Genomic DNA, 22317 nt, shown 5'->3' on the forward strand with positions numbered 1-22317 from the left:
ATTCTCGCCTATGAACTGATGGGAATATGGGGGCGGGGTGTGCATGCGAGTTCTGGTGCTGGGCGCGGGCGGCTTCATTGGCCGGGAGGTCATGGCGGTACTTCTCGCAGCAGGGTATGACGTCGTCGCGACAGCGCGGTCGCTGGACGGCCTCGAAGCGCGCTTTCCTGCCGTATCTTTCATACGGGTAGACCTTTCCCGCGCGTTGCAGGTGGCCGACTGGTCGCCGGTTCTCGCTGGCGTGGATGTCATCATCAATTGCGCAGGTGTTTTGCGCGGAGGAGAGATGACCTCGGTGCATGTCACGATGCCTTCGGCCTTATACGAAGCCGCTCGACTCGCCCGCGTACAGCGGGTGCTGCTCTTATCGGCGATCAGCGCGCGGCCGGACGTGCAGACCGCTTATGCCCGCACCAAGTTGGCGGGCGAGGTTGCCTTGCGGGAGTCGGGTGTCGACTGGACCATTCTGCGGCCGTCATTGGTTTACGGGGATGGCAGCTATGGCGGCACGTCCCTGATGCGTGGATTGGCGGGACTGCCTTGGGCGATTCCCGTGGCCGGTGATGGGCGCTTCCCGTTCACGCCGGTCCACGCGAAAGATTTGGCCCGTGCCATCCGCATCGTTTGCGAGGACGAGTCTTTCGCGGGACAGGTGCTGGAGCCGGTTGGACCCGACACGATGGAACTGCGCGATCTTCTTGTGCGCTATCGCCGCTGGCTGGGTTTTGGCGATGCTGCCATCTTGCGTGTGCCGATGCCCCTCATGCGCGTTCTTGGAAAGGCCGGGGACTTTTTCGGCTCTGGCCCGGTGTCCTCGTCCAGCCTTGACCAGATGGTCGCGGGAAACGCTGGTGACAGTGCCGCTTTCGAGCGGGCCATCAGCTTTCGGCCCCGCAGTCTCGATGCGGCGCTTCAGGCGAGGCCTGCGCAGGTGCAGGATCGCTGGCACGCCCGGCTCTATTTTCTGGCGCCGGCACTCAAGATCGTTCTTGTGCTCATGTGGCTGGTGTCGGCCTGGCTGGGTTTCGCTCATGGTCAGGTCCGTACGGAGGAGGTGACGAGTGGACTCGGATTGCCTTTGCTTTGGGCAGAACCATTGCGCATCGCTGGGAGCCTACTGGACATAGCGATGGCGGGATGGCTGCTTGTGGATCGTTTCGGCCGATGGTCCACTCTCGGCCAATGCCTGCTTATCATCGGCTATACTGCGGTGATCGGTTATGCGCTTCCAGAACTCTGGATTGATCCTCTCGGGCCGCTTCTTAAGAATGCGCCTATTCTCCTTGCCGTGTTGATGCACGGAGCGATCGCGGATCGGCATTGATGGAAATCTATCTGATCCTGAAGTGGGTGCATGTCCTGAGCAGCACTATTCTGTTCGGCTTCGGAGCCGGGACAGCCTGGTATCTTTGGAATGCGCACCTCACGCGGGATCCCGCGACGATTGCCAGCGTCGGACGGATGGTGGTGCGCGCGGACTGGATATTTACGGGTACGAGCGGCATCGTCCAACCGGTGACCGGTATCTGGCTCGCCCATCTTGCCGGTTGGTCTCTCACCGAACCATGGTTGCTCGTGGCGTTTGTTTTGTATGCGGTTGCTTTTGGCTGCTGGGTGCCGGTTGTCTGGCTGCAAATCAAGGCGCAGCGACTGGCCCATGAGGCATGTGAGAACGGCGTTCCGTTGGGATTGGAGTACGCACGAGCCATGAGCTTGTGGTTTGCTCTTGGCTGGCCTGCTTTCCTTGGGCTCATCGCGACCTTCTGGCTAATGATCGCCAAGCCCGCCTTGTGGTAGTTCGCCCATCGACCGGTGACAGCAAGAGCAAAGGTTGATGCCCGGCGCAATGCGCGCTAAGGGCGCTGCTTCAACACCCGTCGGGATGTCCTAACCGCTCATGCTGTTCACCTTTCTCCTTGTCGTCCAGGCGATCATCGCCTTCGCGCTCGTCACTGTCATTCTGATGCAGCGGTCCGAGGGTGGCGGGCTTGGGATGGGTGGCGGTGGCAGCCCGTCCGGCCTGATGTCGGCGCGTGGCGCGGCGGATTTCCTCAGCCGGGCGACCAAGATTCTCGCGACTTTGTTCGTGGGCATGAGCATCGTGCTGGCTGTGATTGCCGCCACGCAGCACCGGGCCGCGACGATCGATACCTCGCTGGTCGGCCAGTCCGGCACCAGCGACATGTCGGCGCCGATTGCCGATGGCGATGGCATTTCCGCCGCGGCCAACAGCGCGGCAGCACCGGCCGGTCCGGCCTCGGCGCCTGCCAATGGCGCTGCCGGCGCACCGCTCGCGCAGTAACGATCCACCAGTTTTTTTCACCGGTGGCGGATTCGTCCGCTTGCCCTTCCGTTCGAGTTCAGCGTAAGCCTCCTCTCCCATGGCGCGGTTCATATTCATCACCGGCGGCGTGGTCTCCTCGCTTGGAAAAGGCCTTATGGCTGCGTCGCTTGCGGCGCTCCTTCAAGCGCGTGGCTACAAGGTCCGCACCCGTAAGTTCGATCCTTACCTCAATGTCGATCCCGGCACGATGTCGCCTTATCAACATGGCGAAGTCTATGTGACGGACGACGGGGCGGAGACCGATCTCGATCTTGGCCATTATGAGCGCTTTACGGGCGTTGCGAGCCGGCAGGCCGACAACGTCACGCAGGGGCGCATCTACCAGACGATCATCCAGCGCGAGCGGCGCGGCGATTATCTTGGAGCCACCGTGCAGGTGATCCCGCACGTGACGGACGAGATCAAGCGCTTCGCTCTGGCCGAGACGGACGATGTCGATTTCGTGCTTTGCGAGATCGGCGGCACGGTCGGCGATATCGAGAGCCTGCCGTTCATGGAGGCCATCCGCCAGCTCCGCAATGAACTGGGCCACGGCCAGACCGTGCTCGTCCATGTGACGCTGGTGCCCTATATTGCGGCGGCCGGCGAGTTGAAGACCAAGCCGACCCAGCACAGCGTGCGCGAGTTGACCTCGCTCGGCATTCAGCCCGACATTCTGCTCTGCCGCACCGAGCATCCGCTGCCGGACAGCGAGCGGGCGAAGATCGCCTTGTTCTGTAATGTGCGCACGGAAGCCGTGATTCCCGCGCTGGATGCCAGCAGCATCTATGCCGTGCCGGTGCAGTATCACCGTGAAGGGCTGGACCGGGCCGTGCTGAGCGCCTTCGGCATCGAAGGTTCGCGCGAGCCGGACCTGACACGCTGGTTCGACATCATGGACCGGCAGGTCCACCCCGAAGGAGAAGTGACCATCGGCGTCGTCGGCAAATATGTCGGCTTGCCGGATGCCTACAAGTCGCTGCACGAGGCGCTCGTGCATGGCGGGTTGGCCAATCGGGTGAAGGTGAAGGTCCAGTGGCTCGATGCCGAGCTGTTCGAGGCCGAAGACAGCGACATCGCGGCCCAGCTCGAGCCGATGCATGGCATTCTTGTGCCTGGCGGCTTTGGCGTGCGCGGCTCGGAAGGAAAGATTGCCTCCGTGCGGTTCGCGCGCGAGCGGGGCGTGCCCTTCTTCGGCATCTGCCTCGGCATGCAGATGGCCTGCATCGAGGGTGCGCGGAACACCGCCGGGATCGAGCGCGCCTCGACCACCGAGTTCGGTGAGACGAGCGAGCCGGTCGTGGGCCTGATCACCGAGTGGATGAGCGCCGAGGGCCTGCAAACCCGCAATGTCGATACCGACCTTGGCGGCACCATGCGCCTGGGTGCCTATCCGGCCAAGCTGAGCGGCAACAGCGTCGTTTCCAGCATCTACGGTGCCGAGGATATCAGCGAGCGCCATCGGCATCGCTACGAGGTGAACGCAGCCTATCGCCAACCGCTCGAACAGGGCGGCCTCATCTTCTCGGGCATGTCACCGGATGGCACGCTGCCGGAAATCGTCGAGCGGCCGAATCACCCATGGTTCATCGGCGTGCAGTTCCACCCGGAGCTCAAGTCCAAGCCGTTCGATCCGCACCCGCTGTTCGCCAGCTTCATTGCGGCGGCGCTCAAGCAGAGCCGGCTCGTCTGATCCTGCACCAGCCATGGACGGCCCGTTTCCGGATCGTTCATGGTGAAGGGCGTAGACGAACCGCTTGCCGCATCCTATGTGGGGTGCGTCTTACCGGCCGGGGTGCCTGCGACTTGCAATTGATGATCCTTCTGTCTGCGCTTCTTGCGTCGCTCTCCGGCCTGATGGTCGGCGAGAGCCGCGTGGCGCCTGCGCAGGTGGAACTCAGTGCAGAATCGCAGCAGGCTCCCTCCAGTGAGCAGGCGATTGCAGTCGCACGGGTCTTGTCCAGCGCTGACACGGGGGCCGAGGCCGTCCTTGTCCGGGCCGATCAGGCTATGGTGCTGGCGCTGCCGGCCCGCAGTGGCCGCACCCACCTTTCCCTGAAGCAGAGCTGGCTGATCTAAGCCCGCCGCAGGCCGCCCTGTGTCGGTCTGCCATTTTGCTGTTCGCGCGCTGGCTCCCGGCGCGTTCGCTTGCCGGTGTGTGAACCGGCGCCCGACCTTTCCGTTTTCAGACAGGAATTTCCGATATGCTCGGCGGCGTTGCCAAATTCTTCTTCGGCTCTTCAAATGAGCGTTACGTCAAGTCTCTCAGCAAGACGGTCAATCAGATTGCCGCGTTCGAGCCGACGATGGTTGCCATGAGCGATGATGAGCTCAAGGCGCAGACGGCCAAGTTCCGCAGCCAGCTCGCCGACGGCGCGACGCTCGATCAGATCCTGCCCGAGGCGTTCGCGACGGTGCGCGAGGGCGCGAAGCGCGCGCTCGGCCAGCGGCATTATGACGTGCAGATGGTCGGCGGCATTGTGCTCCACCGCGGCGAGATTGCCGAGATGCGCACCGGTGAAGGCAAGACGCTGGTCGCCACGCTCGCCACCTATCTCAACGCGCTGCCCGGCAAGGGCGTCCATGTCGTCACCGTCAACGACTATCTCGCCCGGCGCGACTGCGAGTGGATGAGCCAGCTCTATAATTTCCTGGGGCTGACCACGGGCGTGATCGTGCCCAACCTCTCCGAGCCGGAGCGTCGCGCGGCTTATGACGCGGACATTACCTACGCCACGAACAACGAGCTTGGCTTCGATTATCTGCGCGACAACATGAAGTATGAGCGTGACCAGATGGTCCAGCGCCCGTTCAATTACGCGATCGTCGACGAGGTGGACTCAATCCTGATCGACGAGGCGCGCACGCCGCTGATCATTTCCGGCCCGACGGACGACAAGTCCGAGATGTACATGTCCGTCAACGCGCTGGTGAAGAACCTCGCGGATGAGGATTACGAGAAGGACGAGAAGCAGCGCTCGATCGTGCTGACCGAGGACGGCACCGAGAAGGTTGAGCGGATGCTGGAGGATGCCGGCCTGCTCCAGGGCGCCAATCTCTACGATTTCGAGAACACGCAGGTCGTCCACCATGTGAACCAGGCCCTGCGCGCCAACTTCATGTTCCGGCGCGACATCGATTATATCGTGAAGGACGGCAAAGTCGTCATCATCGATGAGTTTACCGGCCGCATGATGGACGGGCGCCGCTGGTCGGACGGTCTGCATCAGGCGGTGGAAGCCAAGGAAGGCGTGAACATCGAGCCGGAGAACCAGACGCTCGCCTCGATCACCTTCCAGAATTATTTCCGCATGTATCCCAAGCTCTCGGGCATGACTGGTACGGCGGCGACCGAGGCGGCGGAATTCTACGACATCTACAAGATGAACGTCGTGACCATCCCGACCAACCTGCCAGTGCAGCGTCAGGACGATCAGGACCTGTTCTACAAGAGCCTTGAGGACAAGTTCAAAGGCATCGCCCGGACGATTGGCGAACATGCCGCCAAGGGTCAGCCAGTGCTGGTGGGTACCGTCTCCATCGAAAAGTCCGAACTGCTCTCCAGCTTCCTCAAGGAAGAAGGTGTGAAGCACTCGGTGTTGAACGCGCGCTTCCACGAGCAGGAGGCCGGCATTGTGGCGCAGGCCGGGCGGCTCGGCGCGGTGACCATCGCAACGAACATGGCCGGGCGCGGCACGGACATCAAGCTGGGCGGCAACCTCGAATTCCGGGTTGAGGATGAGCTCAAGGACATGCCGGAAGGCCCGGAGCGCGATGCCGCGATTGCGCGGATCGAAGCGGAGATTGAGGCTGAGCGTCAGCAAGTGCTCGCCGCCGGCGGTCTGTTCGTGCTCGGCACCGAGCGCCACGAGAGCCGCCGTATCGACAACCAGCTGCGTGGCCGCTCGGGCCGTCAGGGCGATCCGGGTCTGTCCCGCTTCTACCTCAGCCTCGATGACGATCTGCTGCGCATCTTCGGCCCGGACACGCTGTTCGCGCGCATGATGCGCTCCAGTCTGGAGGATGGTGAGGCGCTTCCGCCGTCCAAGTGGATGAGCAAGGCGATCGAGACCGCGCAGAAGAAGGTCGAACAGCGCAACTACGAAATCCGCAAGCAGGTCGTCGAATATGACGACGTGATGAACGATCAGCGCAAGGTCATCTACGAGCAGCGCAGCGAGATCATGGATGCCGAAACGGTCGGCGACGTCGTCACCGAGATGCGGCACGAGACCATCAACGACATCGTCGGCGCTGCCTGTCCTCCAGGCACCTACCCCGAGCAGTGGAATATTCCGCAGCTCAAGGAGCGTCTGGAAACGGTGATGAGCCTGACGCCGGACATCGATGGCTGGCTGACCGAGGACGTGGTCGATCCCGAGCTGTTCGTCGAGCGCCTCACCGCGCTCTCCGACGCGGCGCTGGCCGAGAAGGTCAACGATCTCAAGCCCGATACCTGGGCGCAGATCGAGAAGAGCATTTTGCTGCAGAATCTCGACCATCACTGGAAGGAGCATCTGGCGACGCTCGATGCCCTCCGTCAGGTCGTTCACCTGCGCGCTTATGCGCAGAAAACGCCGATCAATGAGTATAAGCAGGAGGCGTTCGCGCTGTTCGAGCGGATGCTGGAGAACATCCGCGAGGATGTCAGCCGCACGGTGAGCCATGTGCAGTTCCAGATGCAGGACCCAGTACCGCCGCCGCTGCCGGAACTGCCGGACTTCCTCACCAGCCATATCGATCCGTTCACGGGCGAAGATAACAGCGCGGACATCGACGCCGGGACGCGCGGCTTCATCACCACCACCATTCCCCGCGCCGCGACGGCAGCGGCGGTGGGTGAGGGCAATCCCTATGCGGGTGAGGAAATCAGCCGCAACGCGCCGTGCCCCTGTGGCTCGGGCGAGAAGTACAAGCATTGTCACGGCGCCTTGGCCTGACAACGACCCTGAGAAGGATCTGATGGCCGGGCGTAAGCCCGGTCACGTCCGCCCGGCGGCCTTCAATCGGGCTGCGAGTCCCTCGGCGCCAGCCACACCAGCCCGATGAGGCTGATCACGGCCGCGCCAGAGAGGTAGAGGCCAACGGCGCCCACGCCATGCGTGCTCACCAGATATTGCGCGGCAATGGGTGCCATGGCCCCGCCGATGATCCCACCGACATTGAAGGCGAAGGACGAGCCGGAATAGCGCACGCGCGGCGGGAAGAGGGCGGTCAGCCACTCGCCGAGCGGGCCATAGGTGAAGCCCATCAGCAGCAGCGACATGGCGAGGATGAGGAAGAGCGCCAGCGGATTGGCGGCATCGAACCCGGCCCCGAAGACGATGCCGAGCGGCACCGTCGCGGCGCATCCGGCGATCAGCACACGGCTCGCCGAGCGCATGTCCGACCACCAGCCGGCCACGATGATCCCCAGCGCGAGCATCAGGATCGCCGCAAGCTGGATGGTCAGCACCTCGCTGCGCGCCATGCCGATGTTCACCGTGGCATAGCCCAGGGCGAAGGCCGTGGAGATGTAGAACAGCGCGAAGCAGCAGACGACGGCGAGCGTGCCGGCCATGGTCGCGCGCACATGGCGGGTGAGCAGTTCCGCCAACGGAATGGCTGCCGGCGGTTCGGCCTCCAGGGCCGCTTTGAACTCGGGCGTCTCGCCCATCTTCAAGCGCACCCACAGGCCGATGATGACCAACAGAGCGCTGGCGAGGAAGGGGAGGCGCCAGCCCCACGCCATGAATTGCGCATCGCTCAACCACAGGCCGAGCAGCAGGAACAGGCCGTTCGCGGCGACAAAGCCCAGCGGTGCGCCAAGCTGGGGCATCATGCCGAAGCGCGCGCGCCAGCCCGGCGGGGCATTCTCCACCGCCAGCAGCGCAGCACCACCCCATTCGCCGCCCAGGCCGAAGCCCTGGCCAAAGCGCAGGATGCAGAGCAGCAGCGGCGCGACCCAGCCGATCATCGCATAAGTTGGCAGGAAGGCGATGAGGAAGGTCGAGCCGCCCATGAGCATGAGCGAGGCGACGAGCGTCGATTTGCGGCCGATCCGGTCGCCATAATGGCCGAACACGGCGGCGCCGAGCGGGCGCGCCAGAAATGCGAGGGCGAAGCTGGCATAAGCTGCCATGAGCTGTGCTGTCGGTGACGTGGCGGGGAAGAAGAGCGGGCCGAAGACGAGGCTCGCCGCCGTCGCATAGATATAGAAATCATAGAACTCGACTGTGGTGCCGGCCAGACTTGCGACGAGCACGCGGCGGTGCTTCACCATGGCGGACAGGCCGCCGGGCGCCGGCGTTTCGGCAGTTGCTACGTCGTTCAAAGTCGGCCCCCCTCACATATGACGGCGATGCCCTAGCTCGATTCCGGGCAGCAGCGCTAGATGGTGTGAATGCGGGCAACCGGAGGGATCAGCGCCGGCGCTGCTGGTTCAGCACTTCATAGGCCATCACGGCCCCGGCGACGGACGCATTGAGGCTGTCCGCACGGCCCATCATCGGGATTTTGACGAGCAGGTCGCAGTCGGCTTCATAATCGGCGGGCAGGCCGCGCGCCTCATTGCCGATCACGAGGAACGTCGGCGCCTCGTAGCGCGGCGCCTGATAATCATGCTCGGTGTTGAGGCTGGTGCCGACAAGCTGGCCCGGCCCCATGCGGAGCCAAGTGAGGAAGTCAGCCCAACTCGCCTGCGCGATGGATTGGGTGAAGAGCGCGCCCATCGACGCCCGCACCGTCTCGACGGAGAAGGGATCGACACAGTCATCCACAAGAATCACGCCCCCGGCGCCGACCGCGTCGCCGATGCGCAGCAGCGTGCCCAGATTTCCGGGATCGCGCATGGCCTGCGCGACGAACCAGATCGGCGCCGCGCTGCGATCGAGCGCGGGGAGGGGTGTCAACCGGTCGGGATAGACGCCGACGAGCGTTTGCGCATTGTCCTTGCCGGAGATCTTGCCGAGAATATCCGCGCTGGTGAGGATGACATCGCCGCCTTGCGCCTCGACCGCCGCGATCAGCTCGTCGGCCAGCGGATGCGGGCGGGCATCGCTCGCCATGAAGAGCATCTCGGGCAGAATGCCGCGCTCGCGCGCTTCAGTGAGGATACGCAGGCCCTCGGCCAGAAACAGGCCTTCGCGCTTGCGCAGCTTCTTTTCCCGCAAGCCGCGGACGCGCTTGACGAGCGGGTTGGAAAAGCCGGTGATTTCGCGGGGCATGGTCAGCAGGGCCGCACAGGATCAGTCTTCGCCGAAGCGATTTTCGACCAGCTCGATGACGGCAGCCAGCGCCGCCGGGGCATCGTCACCGCTCACCGAGACCGTGATATCGTCGCCCATCGCAGCGCCCAGCATCATCAGGCCCATGATCGAGGTGCCGACCACTTCCTGCCCGTCCTTGCGCACCATGATGGTCGCCGGCAGACTGCTCGCGAGGGTGACGAACTTCGCGCTGGCCCGCGCGTGCAGGCCACGCCGGTTGGCGATGCGCACGGTTGCGCTGGCTGTCTCGCCACTCAAGTGGCGTCTCCGAGCAGTTCCGAGGCGACGCTGATATATTTGCGGCCCGCTTCCCGCGCAGCGGCGACCGCCTGCGTGACGCTCATATTGCGCCGGGCGCTTTCGAGACGGATAAGCATGGGGAGATTGACGCCGGCAATCACTTCCACGCGCCCGGCGTCGAGCAGCGAAATGGCGAGGTTGGAGGGGGTGCCGCCGAACAGGTCGGTCAGCAGGATCACGCCCGAGCCATCATCGACGCGCTGCACGGCGGCGGCGATATCGGCGCGCCGCACCTCCATATCGTCATCGGGGCCGATGCAGACGGTTTCTATGGCCTGTTGCGGCCCTACGACATGTTCCATGGCGACGCGAAATTCCGTCGCGAGCCCGCCATGGGTTACGAGCACGAGTCCAATCATGGTGAGTGTGCGCCCCGCCCTTCGATTTCCGTTGGTACGATTTCTTTTTTGCCCTGGCGCCGGTTCTCATAGGCGTCCAACTGGACTGAATCCAGATTGCGGTGCGCAATGGTGGGCGAAAAGCCTGCCCGGCGCAAGCGTTCTGCGATCTCTTCCGTCACGCACACCGAGCGGTGGCGACCGCCCGTGCAGCCAAAGGCAATGGTGACATAGGCTTTCCCCTCCTCGCTATAGCGCGGGAGAATGGTGACCAGCAGCTTCTCGATCTGGCCCACGGCCGCCTCGAACAGCGTGTCCGCCATCACATAATCGCGTACGTCCGGATCGAGGCCGGTCAGCGGGCGCAGCGTCTCGTCCCAATAGGGATTGCGCAGGAACCGCATGTCGAACATCAGGTCAGCATTGCGCGGAACGCCGCGCGCAAAGCCGAAGGACAGCAGGGTCAGGGTCGATTCGAAACTGCCGGCGAAGCGCTGGCGGATCGCCTGCTGCAGGCCGTTGCTGGTGAGGTCCGAGCTATCGACGACATGCTCGGCCGCGCGGCGCAGCGGTTCCAGCAACTCGCGCTCGCGGGCAATGCCGTCCGCCGCCGGGCGATCCAACGCCAGAGGGTGGCGCCGCCGCGTCTCGGCATAACGCTGCTCAAGCACCGTCCCCGAGCAATCGAGGAACAGCATCTCAACCTCATAGCCAGTGCGCTCGCGCATCGCGGCGATAGCAGAAAGGATGGTGTCGGCCGCAAAGCCGCGCGTGCGGCTGTCGATGCCGATGGCGACCGGGCGGCCCGCCTGTTGCTCATGACCGGCCGGCAGCGGGGCAGCCAGCAGCCGGTCGAGCAGCACCAGCGGCAGATTGTCGACCGTTTCCCAGCCGGCATCTTCGAGCGTGCGCAGGCTGGTCGATTTGCCGGCGCCCGAAAGGCCGGTGACCACCAGGATGCGCTTGGCGCCGGGAGCATGGGGGGCAGGTGACAGGGCAGGGGGCTGGTCCATGCCTACCCCTTCGCCTGCCCATCGAGACGAAGCAATGCCCATTCGGCCTTGATCGGGGCGGAAGGCTCCAGACCGGCCAGCACGACCAGCGGGAGTTCGACACCCAGAAGGGAGAATGTGGACCCGATGTCAGGCATGCGCACGGGCGCTTCATCCAGTCTGATCGCAAGACACGCAATCACGCCACCGACATGGGGCGTTTCGACAATGCCAAGGTGGCGAATTTCCAGCTTGCCCGCAATGGTTTCCGGCGCGTCAAGGATCAGCTTGCCGTCCCGCTTTGAGGCGCGGGTGTAATCGTCGCTGATCAGCATCGCGCCGCGATCGATGAGGCGCAGGGCAAGGTCCGACTTGCCGGACCCGCTTCCGCCGATCAGCAGCACGCCCTTGCCTCCGATGGCGACACTGGTAGCGTGGATGGTTTGGCAATGGGCGGGATCGTTGCTCATGTGCCGCTGCGCGCCTTAGCGCTGTTTGGCGGGGGCACATCCTGCTCGGCCAGCGGCAGGGTCACGACAAATCGCGCACCGGCCTTGCCATCGAGGCGCGCCTCGACATGGATGGAGCCGTGGTGGCCCTCCAGAATTGTGCGGGCGATGGCAAGACCCAGGCCGCTGTGATTGCCAAAGCCATCCCGCTCCGGGCGCACGCTGTGGAACCGGCGGAAGATCGCTTCCCGCTCGCGCTCCGGCACGCCGGGTCCCTCGTCTTCCACCGCCACGATAGCCTTGCCGTCTTCGGCTGACAGCGTCAGGCGAATCCGCCCGCCATCGGGTGAGAAGGAGCGGGCATTGTCGACGAGATTATCCACCACGCGGACCAGCTTCTGCGGGTCACCGGAGACGAATACGGCGCCACGGCCCGGCCCTGCATAGCTCAGCCGAACGGCGGGACCATCCTCCCGCGGTGCATGGTTGCGCACCATCCGTCCGATCATCCGCCCGAGATCGATGGTCTCGAACGGCGTGCGCGAGAGCTGTGCGTCGATGCGGGTTGCCTCGGCAATGTCGCTGACCAGCCGGTCGAGCCGGCGCACGTCGTCCTGCGCGATGGCGAGCAACTTGGCCTGCAAGGCCGGGTCCTTGATCTGGGCCAGCCCCTCGAGCGCCGAGCGCAGCGACGCGATGGGGTTCTTGAGCTCATGGCTCACATCTGCCGCGAAGGCATCGGTCGCATCGATGCGCTGGCGCAATGCCTGGCTCATGTCGGAGACGGCGCGGGCCAGCATCCCGATTTCGTCGCGCCGATCCGGCAGGCGCGGCACGATCACTTCCCGCGCGCGCCCCAGGCGCACGCGCACCGCAGCGCGGGCGAGGCGACGGAGCGGGAGCACGATCGTCCGCGCAAGAAAGAGCGAGAGCAGCACGGACACCAGAATCGCCGCCGCAAAGACGAGGGCGATGCGCAGGCGCTCGGCACGGACGATATCCGTGATGTCCCGCGTGTTTGCGGTGGCGAGCAGTACATCGCCGCGCCCGGCTTCGTCGAGCGGGCGGGCGACGCTGAGGAAAGGTGTGCGGTCCGGCGCGAACCGATAGGCCGAAGCGGGCGCGCGGGTGCGGGCGGCCTCGCGGGCTTCCGGCCAGGCATCGCGGCGATCCTGCGCCGGCTCCTTCACATAGGCAGGACGGTCGGCGAGGGCGATGGTCTCGACAACGCGGTCCAAGACGCGCGCCAGCTTGATGTGGAGCGGATCGCGCATCGGATCACGCAGCGTGTAGCTGGGTGGGATGAGGCGAAAGCTATCAGCCAATTTGGTGCCGTCCGCATCATAGATGCGCAGCCGCAAACCCGTTGTTTGCGCTGTGCGCAGCAGCAACCGGGCGCGATCGCTGGCCGGGGCTGTCTCCATCGCAGCGGCGATCAGGGCGGTTTCCCGGCTGATCGACACCAGCCTGCCATCGATCAGCCGCGCACGATAGCTGTCGAGATAGAAGAAGCCGCCAGCCAGGATGGCAAGCGCGAAGATGTTGACCGCGAGGATCCGCCGGGTGAGCGAGATGCGCGTGGTCCATTCGCCGCTCGCCAGGCGCTCCTCATTCCTCGTTGAAGCGATATCCGGCGCCATAGAGCGTATCGATTGCGTTGAACTCGGGAGCGACTTCGCGGAATTTCCGGCGCAGGCGCTTGATGTGGCTGTCGATGGTGCGGTCATCGACATAGATGTCGTCCTGATAGGCGGCATCCATCAGTTGATTGCGGGTCTTCACGATGCCGGGCCGCTGGGCCAGCGCCTCGAGAATCAGGAACTCGGTGACAGTCAGCGCGACGTCCCGGCCATCCCATTGCACCCGGTGGCGGGCGGGGTCCATGCTCAGCCGGCCGCGTGCGATGGTTTCGGTCTCGCCTTCGCCGCCATTGTCATCGCGGGGCTGGCTGAGCGCCGTGCGGCGCAGCAGCGCCCGTACCCGCGCAATCAGCAGCCGCTGCGAGAAGGGCTTGGCAATATAATCGTCCGCGCCCATCGCAAAGCCAAGTGCCTCGTCCAGCTCGTCGGTCTTGGAAGTCAGGAAGATGAAGGGCAGATCGCTCTTCTCCCGCAGCCGGCGGAGCAACTCGATGCCATCCAGATTGGGCATCTTGATGTCGCACACCACGATATCCGGAGGGTTCTCGATCAGCGCCTTGAGCGCGGCCTGACCGTCCGGATAGAGTCGCGTCATGAACCCTTCCGCGATCAGGGCGATGCTGAGCGAGGACAGGATGTTCCGATCGTCGTCGACCAGGGCGATGGTAGCGCTCATCGAGCTTTGCGCCGATCCTCTGACTATTGCTGGTCATTCGGCCTAGACGAACGCGGGACCGGGCGCAACCTGGGCCGGGCGGACGATAGGGAATCCGCTGTTTTGTCCCGCCACCGGACGAAAGCGACAGATGCGCGGCACTGCACAACGGGTGGCGTTTGACGCTGGGCCATCAAACCCTTATGCGCCGGGGACGGGGCTGAATTTGAAGTTTTCTCGCGGAGGACGGCCGTAGGAGCCCGCCCTGCGTTTTTGCTTAGGAGACAGGTGTGCAGGTTATCTCTTCCTTTGGTCTTGGCGACCAAGGCATATCGACGTCGGCTGACGTCAAATGGAATCTTCTGACCGCGCCGTTGGTGGAAGAAGCGGTTCGCAACGGCGAGGGCGTGCTGGCCAAGGATGGGCCGCTGGTTGTCGAGACCGGCAAGCACACCGGCCGCAGCGCGAAAGACAAGTTCATTGTGCGCGATGGCACGACCGAGGACACGGTCGCCTGGGGCGACGTGAACGTGCCGATGACGCCGGCGCAGTTCGCTACGCTCAAGGCGGATTTCTTCGCCGCGCTGGGCGAGAAGAAGCAGCTTTACGTCGCCGACCTGTTCGGCGGCTCGCAGCCCGAGCACCGCGTCAACGTGCGCGTGATCAACGAGTTTGCCTGGCACAATTTGTTCATCCGCACGCTGCTCGTGCGCCCCGAGCGCGATGAGTTGGCCGGCTTCAAGCCCGAATATACGATCATCGATCTGCCGACCTTCCGCGCGGACCCCGCCAAATATGGTTGCCGCAGCGAGACGATCATCGCGGTCAACTTCACCGAGAAGCTGATCCTGATCGGCGGCACGGCCTATGCCGGCGAGATGAAGAAGTCCGTCTTCTCCATCCTCAATTATCTGCTGCCGGCCAAGGGCATCATGCCGATGCACTGCTCGGCCAATATCGGCCCGAATGGCGACACGGCAGTGTTTTTCGGCCTATCCGGCACCGGCAAGACGACTCTCAGCGCCGACGCCAGCCGCACACTGATCGGAGACGACGAGCATGGCTGGTCGGATACCGCCGTCTTCAACTTCGAGGGCGGCTGCTACGCCAAGATGATCCGCCTCTCGGCCGAAGCCGAGCCGGAAATCTACGCGGTTACGAAGCGCTTCGGCACGGTGCTGGAAAATGTCGTGATCGATCCCGACACGCGCGAGATCGATCTGGACGATGCGACGCTGGCGGAGAACAGCCGCGGCTCCTACCCGATCGACTTCATCCCCAATGCCTCGGCCGACAATCTCGGCCCGGTGCCGAAGAACATCATCTTCCTCACCGCCGATGCCTATGGTGTGCTGCCGCCGATCGCGCGTCTCACGCCTGATCAAGCGATGTATCACTTCCTCTCGGGCTATACCGCGCGCGTCGCGGGCACGGAAATCGGCGTGACCGAACCGCAGGCGACCTTCTCGACCTGCTTCGGCGCCCCGTTCATGCCGCGTCGCCCGAGCGTCTACGGCAATCTGCTCAAGGAGCGGATCGCCAAGGGCGGCGTGAAGTGCTGGCTGGTCAACACCGGCTGGACCGGCGGCAAGGCAACCGATCCGGGCATCAGCCGTATGCCGATCAAGGTGACGCGCGCGCTGCTCAACGCGGCGCTCGATGGCAGCCTGAACAACGCCGAATTCCGCATCGATCCCAATTTCGGGTTCGAGGTGCCGGTGGCCGTGGGAGATATCGACCCCAATATGCTCGACCCGCGCGCCGCGTGGAGCGACAAGGCGCGCTATGACGAGACAGCCGCCGAGCTGGTCGGCAAGTTCGTGGCCAACTTCGCGCAGTTCGAGGCGGATGTGGACGCATCCGTCCGCGACGTGCTGAAGGCTCCCGTCGCGGCCTGACGCGCGCCGATTGACGCCTTTCGAGGCTTATGAGCGGCGGCTGCCCATGCTAGGGTGGCCGCCGTTCTCATATCTGCGGGGGGGTACGCATGAGCAGATGGAATGGCCTGTCGGTCGCAAATGATGCCGCGCAAGCTTAGCGCGCCGTCGTGATGACAGCTAACAATCATCGCTTGTTCGGCGATGTCGCCGCCGTCCGCGCAGTCGGGGAGGGGCTGCTGGATTGCACCTTGCCGCGCGAGCGGTGGACACATGAGGCGCACCTCGCTGCCTGTCTCTGGCTGATGATTGAGCGACCGAACATGGATCTGGATCATGAGGTCGCGCCGATCATCCGTCGCTACAATGCCAGCGTGGGCGTGCCGAACGATGATCGCCACGGCTATCATGAAACGATCACGCGCGCGTTTCTCGCCGGGGTGCGGCTTTATCGGGCCGAGCATATAGGCGGTGATCTGCTCGATCAGGTCAATGGCCTGCTGACCTCAGCGCAAAGCGCGCGGGATTGGCCGCTCAATTTCTGGTCGCGTGAGCGCCTCTTCTCGGTCGAAGCGCGGCTGTCCTACAAGCCGCCGGACCTGGAAACGCCTGCGCTGGCAGCGTTGCTTCCCTATCTGCCGCGGGAACCGGATCGCGCCTGAGCAGTAAAAGGGACATGTTTCCCCACCATTGGACCCTGCCGCCATTATTGGAATCGCTGATGCTGGGCGTTCTCGCCGTTCTGGCGGCTCTGGCTCTGCACTGGCTCAGCGTGCGGGTGCTGCGCCGTCTGCTGACCCATGCGCATTCTGAAGGTGGCCTCGCCTTGCTCCGCCGGGCGCAATGGCCGTCGCGCTGGCTGCTGGTTGCCTTCGCGCTGGCGTTCCTCCGTCCGTCGCTAACGTTGGGAGAGCGCGGTCACCTGATCTGGAGCCAGGCGGCGGCGATGATCGTGCCGGGATTGATCGGCTGGCTGGCCGTTGCCCTCATTCGGGGCACGCAGGATGTGGTCGAGCAGCGGACGGATATCAGCGTGGCCGACAATCTCCGCGCCCGGCGAAAGCGAACGCGGACGGGCATTCTCGGCAGGATCGCCGTGGTGCTGGTGATCTTCATCACCCTGTGCCTCATGCTGTTCAGCATCCCCTCGGTGCGGGCGGTGGGTGTGACACTGATGGCCTCGGCCGGCCTTGCGGCACTGGCGGTCGGCGCGGCGGCGCAGCCCTTGCTCAAAAATGTGATCGCCGGCATTCAGCTAGCCTTCACCGAGCCGATCCGCATCGATGACGTTGTCATCATCGAAGGCGAATGGGGCAAGATCGAGGCGATCTACATGACCTATGTGGTCGTGGCGGTGTGGGACGAGCGCCGGCTGGTCGTGCCTATCTCCCGCTTTCTCGAAGACAGTTTCCAGAACTGGACTCGCTCGACAAGTCAATTACTTGGCTCGGTCTTCTTCCATCTCGACCCAACGGCCGATATCGATCAGCTGCGGGCCCGCTATGAAGCGATCGTGGCTGCCTCGCCGCTCTGGGACGGGCGGGTGAAGGTGCTTCAGGTGACGGAGGTGCGCCCGGACGCTATCGAGGTGCGCGGTCTCGCCAGTGCCCGCAATGCGGGCGAGGCGTTCGACCTGCGCTGTGAGATTCGCGAGAAGGTGCTGGCCTTCATCCGCGATGAGATGCCTCAAGCGCTGCCCCGCCACCGCGGCCTGCTGGCGCGGGATGTCACTGAACGGGCGAATGCCGGGTGATCGCTAGGCTGTGCGTGGCCCGAAGACGATGATCGCGGCGCCGGACAAACAGACAACGCCGCCCAGCAGATCCCAGCGATCTGGCCTGGTGCCCTCCGCAAGCCAGAGCCAGAGGAGGGCGCTGGCGATGTAGACACCCCCATAAGCTGCGTAAGTCCGCCCCGCATAATCGGCTTCCACCAGCGTGAGAAGCCAGGCAAAAACCGCCAGCGAGGCGAGGCCGGGGAGCAGCCAGAGCGGCGATTTGTCGAGCCGCAGCCATGCCCAGAACGCAAAGCAACCGGCGATTTCTGCCAGCGCCGCGCCGATAAAGGCGAAAGCGGTCATTCCGGCTCCGGCATATCCTTGCCGTCACGGGCCGGGTAAGGCGGGGCGAGCGGAGTGGGCAGGGGTTCGACAATCAGCGCCGCGCCCTTGGTGCCCGTCACCCGCACATAGCTGCCTGGATCTGCATCCGGCCCGGTCGCCGTCCAGCTTCCGTCATCCACCTTCACCCGACCGACGCCATGATTAATCGGTTCGACCACCAGCAGTTCGCGGCCAACAAGGCGCGCGGCCCGGTCATTGAGCATCGGGTCTTGGGATGCGACCGGGCGGGCGAGATACCAGAGCCGTCCGCCGCTCACCGAAATGGCCGTGAAGATGGCAAAGGCGAGCAGCTGGAAGGCCGGGTTGATCGGCAGGACCAGACTGAGCCCGGCCGTGAGCGCCGCAGCAACGCCCAGCCAGATGAGAAAAACGCCGGGCACGATGATCTCCGCCCCGGCGAGGATCACCGCGAACACACCCCAGAGGATGGAAGGATGCATGCCGTCGAGCATCGGCGTCACGGCGTCCGCGTGTGAGGCACGCCGGTGCCCGACACGGGTCGTGCAGGCTGCGTTGCTGCATGATCTCCCAGCGCTTCCTTGGCGAGCTGGCCGATGCCGCCGAGCGTGCCGATGAGCTGGGTAGCTTCCACCGGGAAGAGGATGGTCTTGGCATTGCTGGAGGTCGCGAACTTCTCCACCGCCTCGACATATTTCTGCGCCACGAAATAGTTGATCGCCTGGGCATTGCCGCCCGCGATGGCCTCGCTCACCACTTGCGTCGCTCGCGCCTCGGCCTCCGCCTCGCGCTCGCGGGCCTCGGCGTCACGGAACGCTGCCTCACGCCGGCCCTCGGCTTCGAGGATCTGCGCCTGCTTGGCGCCTTCGGCCCTCAGGATCTCGGCGCTCTTAAACCCTTCGGCATCGAGGATATTGGCGCGCTTCTCACGCTCGGCCTTCATCTGCCGGGCCATCGCGTTCACGATGTCCTGCGGCGGGCGGATATCCTTGATCTCGACGCGGGTGATCTTGACGCCCCAGGCATTGGTGGCGTGATCGACCACGCTCAGCAGCCGGGCGTTGATCTCATCCCGCTTGGAGAGGGTCTCGTCCAGATCCATCGACCCCATCACTGTACGCAGATTGGTGGTCGAGAGTTGGAGCAGGGCCGTATTGAGGTGGCTTACCTCATAAGCAGCCTTGGCGGCATCCAGCACCTGGAAGAACACCACCGCATCCACGGCCACCATGGCATTGTCGCGCGTGATGATTTCCTGAGACGGGACATCAATCACCTGCTCCATCATGTTGATCTTGCGGCCAACCCGGTAGAAGAAGGCGGGGTAGATGTTGAAACCGGGAGACGCGACTTCCGTGAACCGGCCGAACCGCTCAATGGTGTAGCGATGGCCCTGTCGGACGATCTTCACGCTGGCAAACAGATAGAAGATCACCAGAATGGCGATGAACATTGCGAACGTGACCAGATCCATGGTCGATAGCCTCCTGCGCTTGCGGTCGCTACTATGGCCCTTCAGAACAGTGCCGGAAAGCGGAATCGGCAAGATAAGAGGATTGAAAAGGCATGCAGAAGCGTCGTCCGGTCGAAAGAATTGATTTGCCGTTGCGCCTCGTACGGACGCTGCTGTTCGTACCGGCCTCGCGCCCGCGCGCGATTGAGAAAGCGCGCCAACTCGACTGCGACTTCATCATTCTCGACCTTGAGGATTCGGTGATCGCCGAAGACCGCGACGCGGCCCGGCAGCGCGCCGTGGAGGCTGTGCAGGCCGGGTTCGACGGGCGCCCCTGCGCCATCCGCATCAATGCCGAGGGGCGGCCCGAACATGGGCTGGACATGGTCGCGGCCCGCAGTGCTGGCGTGCCCTATGTCATCGTGCCCAAGGTGATCGAGGCGCGGCAGGTTCACGACGTCAATCGCGTGACGCAGCGGCCGGTCATTGCGATGATCGAGAGCCCGGCGGGGATCATTAATGCCTTGTCTATCGCGCGTGAGCCGGGCGTCTCGGCGCTGGTCGCCGGGACCAACGATCTGCGCCGGGGCCTGGCCGTGCCGCCTGACGCACCGCGCAGCGCGATTTCCTACTCGCTTCAGTCGATCGTGCTGGCAGCGCGTGCCGCCGGTGTCGCCGCGTTCGATGGCGTCTATAATAATCTGGAAGATCCGGCCGGTCTGGCCGCCGAGTGCGACGAAGGGCGGCAGATGGGGTTCGATGGCAAGACCATTATCCACCCCAGCCATATCGACATCGCCAATGATGCCTTCTCGCCCAGCGGCCCGGCGGTGGAACAGGCCCGCGCGTTAGTCGAGGCCTTTACCGGCGGCGCCCAGCGCTATGATGGGCGGATGATCGAGGCGATGCATGTCGAAGAAGCCAAGGCGATCATCGACCGGGCCGAGCATCTGCGCAGCTAGGCTTTGGATCGCGTCGTAACGGATCGCTAACCTGCTTTCTTTACGAATCGCTACATGGATATACCCGCCGCTTATGTCGCCCTGACGGAGGGGAGCCTGCGCTTTCTCGCCATTTCGCACGAGCGCGCACATCTGATCGGCGGCTTGCTGCTCTATGCTATGGTCGCTGCTTGGCCGCTCACGCGCCGCCATTCCGCGTTGCCATTTGCTGTGGTGGCGCTGGCCGAGCTCATCAACGAGAGCCTGCAAGCGGCCTATTACCGGTCGCTGCGCCTCGATGATACGCTGGCCGATCTGGTCTGGACGCTTGCCGTGCCAGCCCTCCTGCTCGCGTTGACGCAGATGATCGCCAGCGGTCGTGCGGAGCGCGATGTGGTCCGTCCCGCCCTCGGATAGGCGCAAACCAGCCTTCCCGCGCTTCTCTTTGACGACCCCCTAGCCCTGCACGGGGGAAATGGTTACATGGGCCGCCACTGATTCCCCCAAGGGGTCTCTCCAGATCAGGTGGCGACATATATGGACATTCGGCTCGGCCTCACTTTCGACGACGTGCTTCTTCAGCCGGGCGAGTCCGATGTGCTGCCGAGTCAGGCCGATGTGTCCACGCGGGTCAGCCGCAACATTTCGCTGAATATCCCCATTCTTTCCTCGGCCATGGACACCGTGACTGAGGAAGACATGGCCATCGTGATGGCGCAGCTCGGCGGCATCGGCGTCTTGCACCGCAATCTCTCCATCGAGGAGCAGTGCGCGGCGGTGCGCGCGGTCAAGCGGTTCGAGAGCGGCATGGTCGTCAATCCGATCACTATAGGCCCGGATCAGCCTTTGTCCGAGGCGCAGGCGCTGATGGCGCGGCACAAGATCAGCGGCATTCCCGTTGTGGAGTCGACCGGCAAGCTGGTCGGCATCCTGACGAACCGCGACGTGCGCTTTGCCGAAAACCCGGCTCAGCCGGTGCGCGAGCTGATGACGCATGAGAATCTCGCGACCGTGCGCACCGGCGTTTCGCAGGACGAGGCCCGGCGCTTGCTGCATCAGCGCCGGATCGAGAAGCTGCTGGTGGTCGATGATGCCTTCCGCTGCGTGGGCCTCATCACCGTCAAGGACATCGAGAAGGCCGTCACCTATCCGCAGGCCACCAAGGACGCTTCCGGCCGCCTGCGGGTCGCCGCCGCAACGACGGTCGGCGACAAGGGTATCGAGCGCACCGAGGCGCTGATCGACGCCGAGTGCGACCTGATCGTGGTCGATACCGCCCATGGCCACTCCAAGATGGTGGCCGAGAGCGTCGCGCGCATTCGCAAGCTTTCCAATGAAATCCAGCTCGTGGCGGGCAATGTCGCGACCGCCGAGGCTACGCGCGCGCTGATCGACGCCGGCGCTGACGGCGTGAAGGTCGGCATCGGCCCCGGTTCGATCTGCACCACGCGCGTGGTGGCCGGTGTCGGCGTTCCGCAGCTCACCGCGATCATGGACGCGGCGCAGGAAGCGCTGAAGAGCGGTATCCCGGTAATCGCCGATGGCGGCCTGCGCACCTCGGGGGACGTTGCCAAGGCGCTGGCTGCGGGCGGCGCTGCGGTGATGATCGGATCGATGCTGGCCGGCACGCAGGAAGCACCGGGCGAGACGTTCCTTTATCAGGGCCGGGCCTATAAGAGCTATCGCGGCATGGGATCCGTCGGTGCGATGGCGCGCGGCAGCGCGGATCGCTACTTCCAGCAGGACATCAAGGATCAGATGAAGCTGGTGCCGGAGGGGATCGAAGGCCAGGTGCCCTATAAGGGGCCGGCGCGCGATGTCATCCACCAGCTGGTTGGCGGTGTGAAGGCCGCCATGGGCTATACCGGCAGCAAGACGATCCGCGAACTGCAGGAGCGCGCCCGCTTCGTGCAGATCACCAATGCCGGCCTCTCCGAGAGCCATGTGCATGACGTGACGATTACGCGTGAAGCGCCTAATTATCCCACACGATAACGATATAAGCCCTGGATTGGGGGCAGC

The 22317-nt window shown here is 64.2% G+C and carries 23 protein-coding genes; 12 read left to right on the forward strand and 11 right to left on the reverse strand.

What is annotated here, in order from left to right; all coding sequences use genetic code 11:
- The first annotated feature begins 43 nt into the window (after positions 1–43).
- The 6 genes from M2333_RS04345 (at position 44) to secA (ending at position 7263) form a co-directional block, all read left to right on the forward strand.
- On the forward strand, positions 44–1324 hold the full coding sequence (locus M2333_RS04345) for an SDR family oxidoreductase (RefSeq protein WP_264610969.1): 1281 nt from the start codon (positions 44–46) through the stop codon (positions 1322–1324).
- Positions 1324–1797 carry a DUF2269 family protein gene (locus tag M2333_RS04350; RefSeq protein WP_264587324.1) on the forward strand — a complete coding sequence of 158 codons (474 nt, stop codon included), beginning with the start codon at positions 1324–1326 and terminating at the stop codon, positions 1795–1797. Before M2333_RS04345 ends, M2333_RS04350 begins: the two co-directional genes overlap by 1 nt.
- A gap of 103 nt (positions 1798–1900) precedes the next feature.
- The gene (secG, locus tag M2333_RS04355; protein ID WP_264612564.1) at positions 1901–2302 is read left to right on the forward strand and encodes a preprotein translocase subunit SecG; all 402 of its coding nucleotides are present in this window, start codon (positions 1901–1903) and stop codon (positions 2300–2302) included.
- Between the two features lie 79 nt (positions 2303–2381).
- The gene (locus M2333_RS04360; protein ID WP_264610970.1) at positions 2382–4016 is read left to right on the forward strand and encodes a CTP synthase; all 1635 of its coding nucleotides are present in this window, start codon (positions 2382–2384) and stop codon (positions 4014–4016) included.
- 122 nt (positions 4017–4138) lie between these two features.
- Positions 4139–4402 carry a hypothetical protein gene (locus tag M2333_RS04365; RefSeq protein WP_264605149.1) on the forward strand — a complete coding sequence of 88 codons (264 nt, stop codon included), beginning with the start codon at positions 4139–4141 and terminating at the stop codon, positions 4400–4402.
- Between the two features lie 125 nt (positions 4403–4527).
- Positions 4528–7263 (forward strand): preprotein translocase subunit SecA, encoded by a 2736-nt coding sequence (secA, locus tag M2333_RS04370; protein ID WP_264610971.1) that lies wholly within the window; start codon positions 4528–4530, stop codon positions 7261–7263.
- Between the two features lie 62 nt (positions 7264–7325).
- Here secA and M2333_RS04375 read toward each other — a convergent pair whose 3' ends face one another.
- From M2333_RS04375 to M2333_RS04410, 8 genes are all read right to left on the reverse strand, one after another.
- A complete protein-coding gene (locus M2333_RS04375) occupies positions 7326–8585 on the reverse strand; it encodes an MFS transporter (protein ID WP_264588359.1) in 1260 nt (419 codons plus the stop codon).
- Positions 8586–8724: 139 nt separating this feature from the next.
- Entirely contained in the window at positions 8725–9528 is an 804-nt protein-coding gene (locus M2333_RS04380) for a TrmH family RNA methyltransferase (protein ID WP_264610972.1), read from the reverse strand.
- Between the two features lie 21 nt (positions 9529–9549).
- Positions 9550–9828, reverse strand: coding sequence for an HPr family phosphocarrier protein (locus tag M2333_RS04385; RefSeq protein ID WP_181559870.1), 279 nt, complete (start codon positions 9826–9828; stop codon positions 9550–9552).
- Positions 9825–10229: a PTS sugar transporter subunit IIA gene (locus M2333_RS04390; protein ID WP_181559869.1), complete on the reverse strand. Its 405-nt coding sequence runs from the start codon at positions 10227–10229 to the stop codon at positions 9825–9827. Before M2333_RS04390 ends, M2333_RS04385 begins: the two co-directional genes overlap by 4 nt.
- Positions 10226–11221, reverse strand: a complete 996-nt coding sequence (rapZ, locus tag M2333_RS04395; RefSeq protein WP_264610973.1) for an RNase adapter RapZ — start codon at positions 11219–11221, stop codon at positions 10226–10228. Before rapZ ends, M2333_RS04390 begins: the two co-directional genes overlap by 4 nt.
- A 2-nt stretch (positions 11222–11223) precedes the next feature.
- Positions 11224–11670 carry an HPr kinase/phosphorylase gene (locus M2333_RS04400; protein WP_264587318.1) on the reverse strand — a complete coding sequence of 149 codons (447 nt, stop codon included), beginning with the start codon at positions 11668–11670 and terminating at the stop codon, positions 11224–11226.
- Complete coding sequence (locus tag M2333_RS04405) at positions 11667–13289, reverse strand: sensor histidine kinase (protein WP_264610974.1); 1623 nt, start codon at positions 13287–13289, stop codon at positions 11667–11669. Before M2333_RS04405 ends, M2333_RS04400 begins: the two co-directional genes overlap by 4 nt.
- Entirely contained in the window at positions 13258–13965 is a 708-nt protein-coding gene (locus M2333_RS04410; protein ID WP_264573007.1) for a response regulator transcription factor, read from the reverse strand. Before M2333_RS04410 ends, M2333_RS04405 begins: the two co-directional genes overlap by 32 nt.
- Before the next feature lie 269 nt (positions 13966–14234).
- Between M2333_RS04410 and M2333_RS04415 the strand changes: the two genes are divergently transcribed.
- From M2333_RS04415 to M2333_RS04425, 3 genes are all read left to right on the forward strand, one after another.
- Positions 14235–15842: a phosphoenolpyruvate carboxykinase gene (locus M2333_RS04415; protein WP_264573006.1), complete on the forward strand. Its 1608-nt coding sequence runs from the start codon at positions 14235–14237 to the stop codon at positions 15840–15842.
- 152 nt (positions 15843–15994) lie between these two features.
- Positions 15995–16483, forward strand: a complete 489-nt coding sequence (locus tag M2333_RS04420; RefSeq protein WP_264610975.1) for a hypothetical protein — start codon at positions 15995–15997, stop codon at positions 16481–16483.
- Between the two features lie 59 nt (positions 16484–16542).
- A complete protein-coding gene (locus M2333_RS04425) occupies positions 16543–17574 on the forward strand; it encodes a mechanosensitive ion channel family protein (RefSeq protein ID WP_264610976.1) in 1032 nt (343 codons plus the stop codon).
- A 3-nt stretch (positions 17575–17577) separates the two neighbouring features.
- Here the strand turns inward: M2333_RS04425 and M2333_RS04430 are convergent, their stop codons facing one another.
- Genes M2333_RS04430 through M2333_RS04440 form a run of 3 tightly spaced genes read right to left on the reverse strand, consistent with a single transcriptional unit; the run spans position 17578 to position 19375 of the window.
- Positions 17578–17901: a YnfA family protein gene (locus M2333_RS04430; protein WP_264610977.1), complete on the reverse strand. Its 324-nt coding sequence runs from the start codon at positions 17899–17901 to the stop codon at positions 17578–17580.
- Complete coding sequence (locus M2333_RS04435) at positions 17898–18395, reverse strand: NfeD family protein (protein ID WP_264612565.1); 498 nt, start codon at positions 18393–18395, stop codon at positions 17898–17900. Before M2333_RS04435 ends, M2333_RS04430 begins: the two co-directional genes overlap by 4 nt.
- 5 nt (positions 18396–18400) lie before the next feature.
- Positions 18401–19375 (reverse strand): SPFH domain-containing protein, encoded by a 975-nt coding sequence (locus tag M2333_RS04440; RefSeq protein WP_264579048.1) that lies wholly within the window; start codon positions 19373–19375, stop codon positions 18401–18403.
- Between the two features lie 92 nt (positions 19376–19467).
- On the opposite strand from M2333_RS04440, the gene M2333_RS04445 reads away from it, so the two are divergent.
- The 3 genes from M2333_RS04445 to guaB all read left to right on the forward strand — a co-directional run bounded on the left by M2333_RS04445 (position 19468) and on the right by guaB (position 22290).
- Positions 19468–20316: an HpcH/HpaI aldolase/citrate lyase family protein gene (locus tag M2333_RS04445; protein WP_413715938.1), complete on the forward strand. Its 849-nt coding sequence runs from the start codon at positions 19468–19470 to the stop codon at positions 20314–20316.
- Positions 20317–20370: 54 nt separating this feature from the next.
- Positions 20371–20712 carry a hypothetical protein gene (locus M2333_RS04450; RefSeq protein WP_264610978.1) on the forward strand — a complete coding sequence of 114 codons (342 nt, stop codon included), beginning with the start codon at positions 20371–20373 and terminating at the stop codon, positions 20710–20712.
- Positions 20713–20832: 120 nt separating this feature from the next.
- Entirely contained in the window at positions 20833–22290 is a 1458-nt protein-coding gene (guaB, locus tag M2333_RS04455) for an IMP dehydrogenase (protein WP_181559858.1), read from the forward strand.
- Positions 22291–22317: the final 27 nt, after the last annotated feature.

Source organism: Sphingobium sp. B11D3B (assembly GCF_025961735.1).
Lineage (GTDB): Bacteria > Pseudomonadota > Alphaproteobacteria > Sphingomonadales > Sphingomonadaceae > Sphingobium.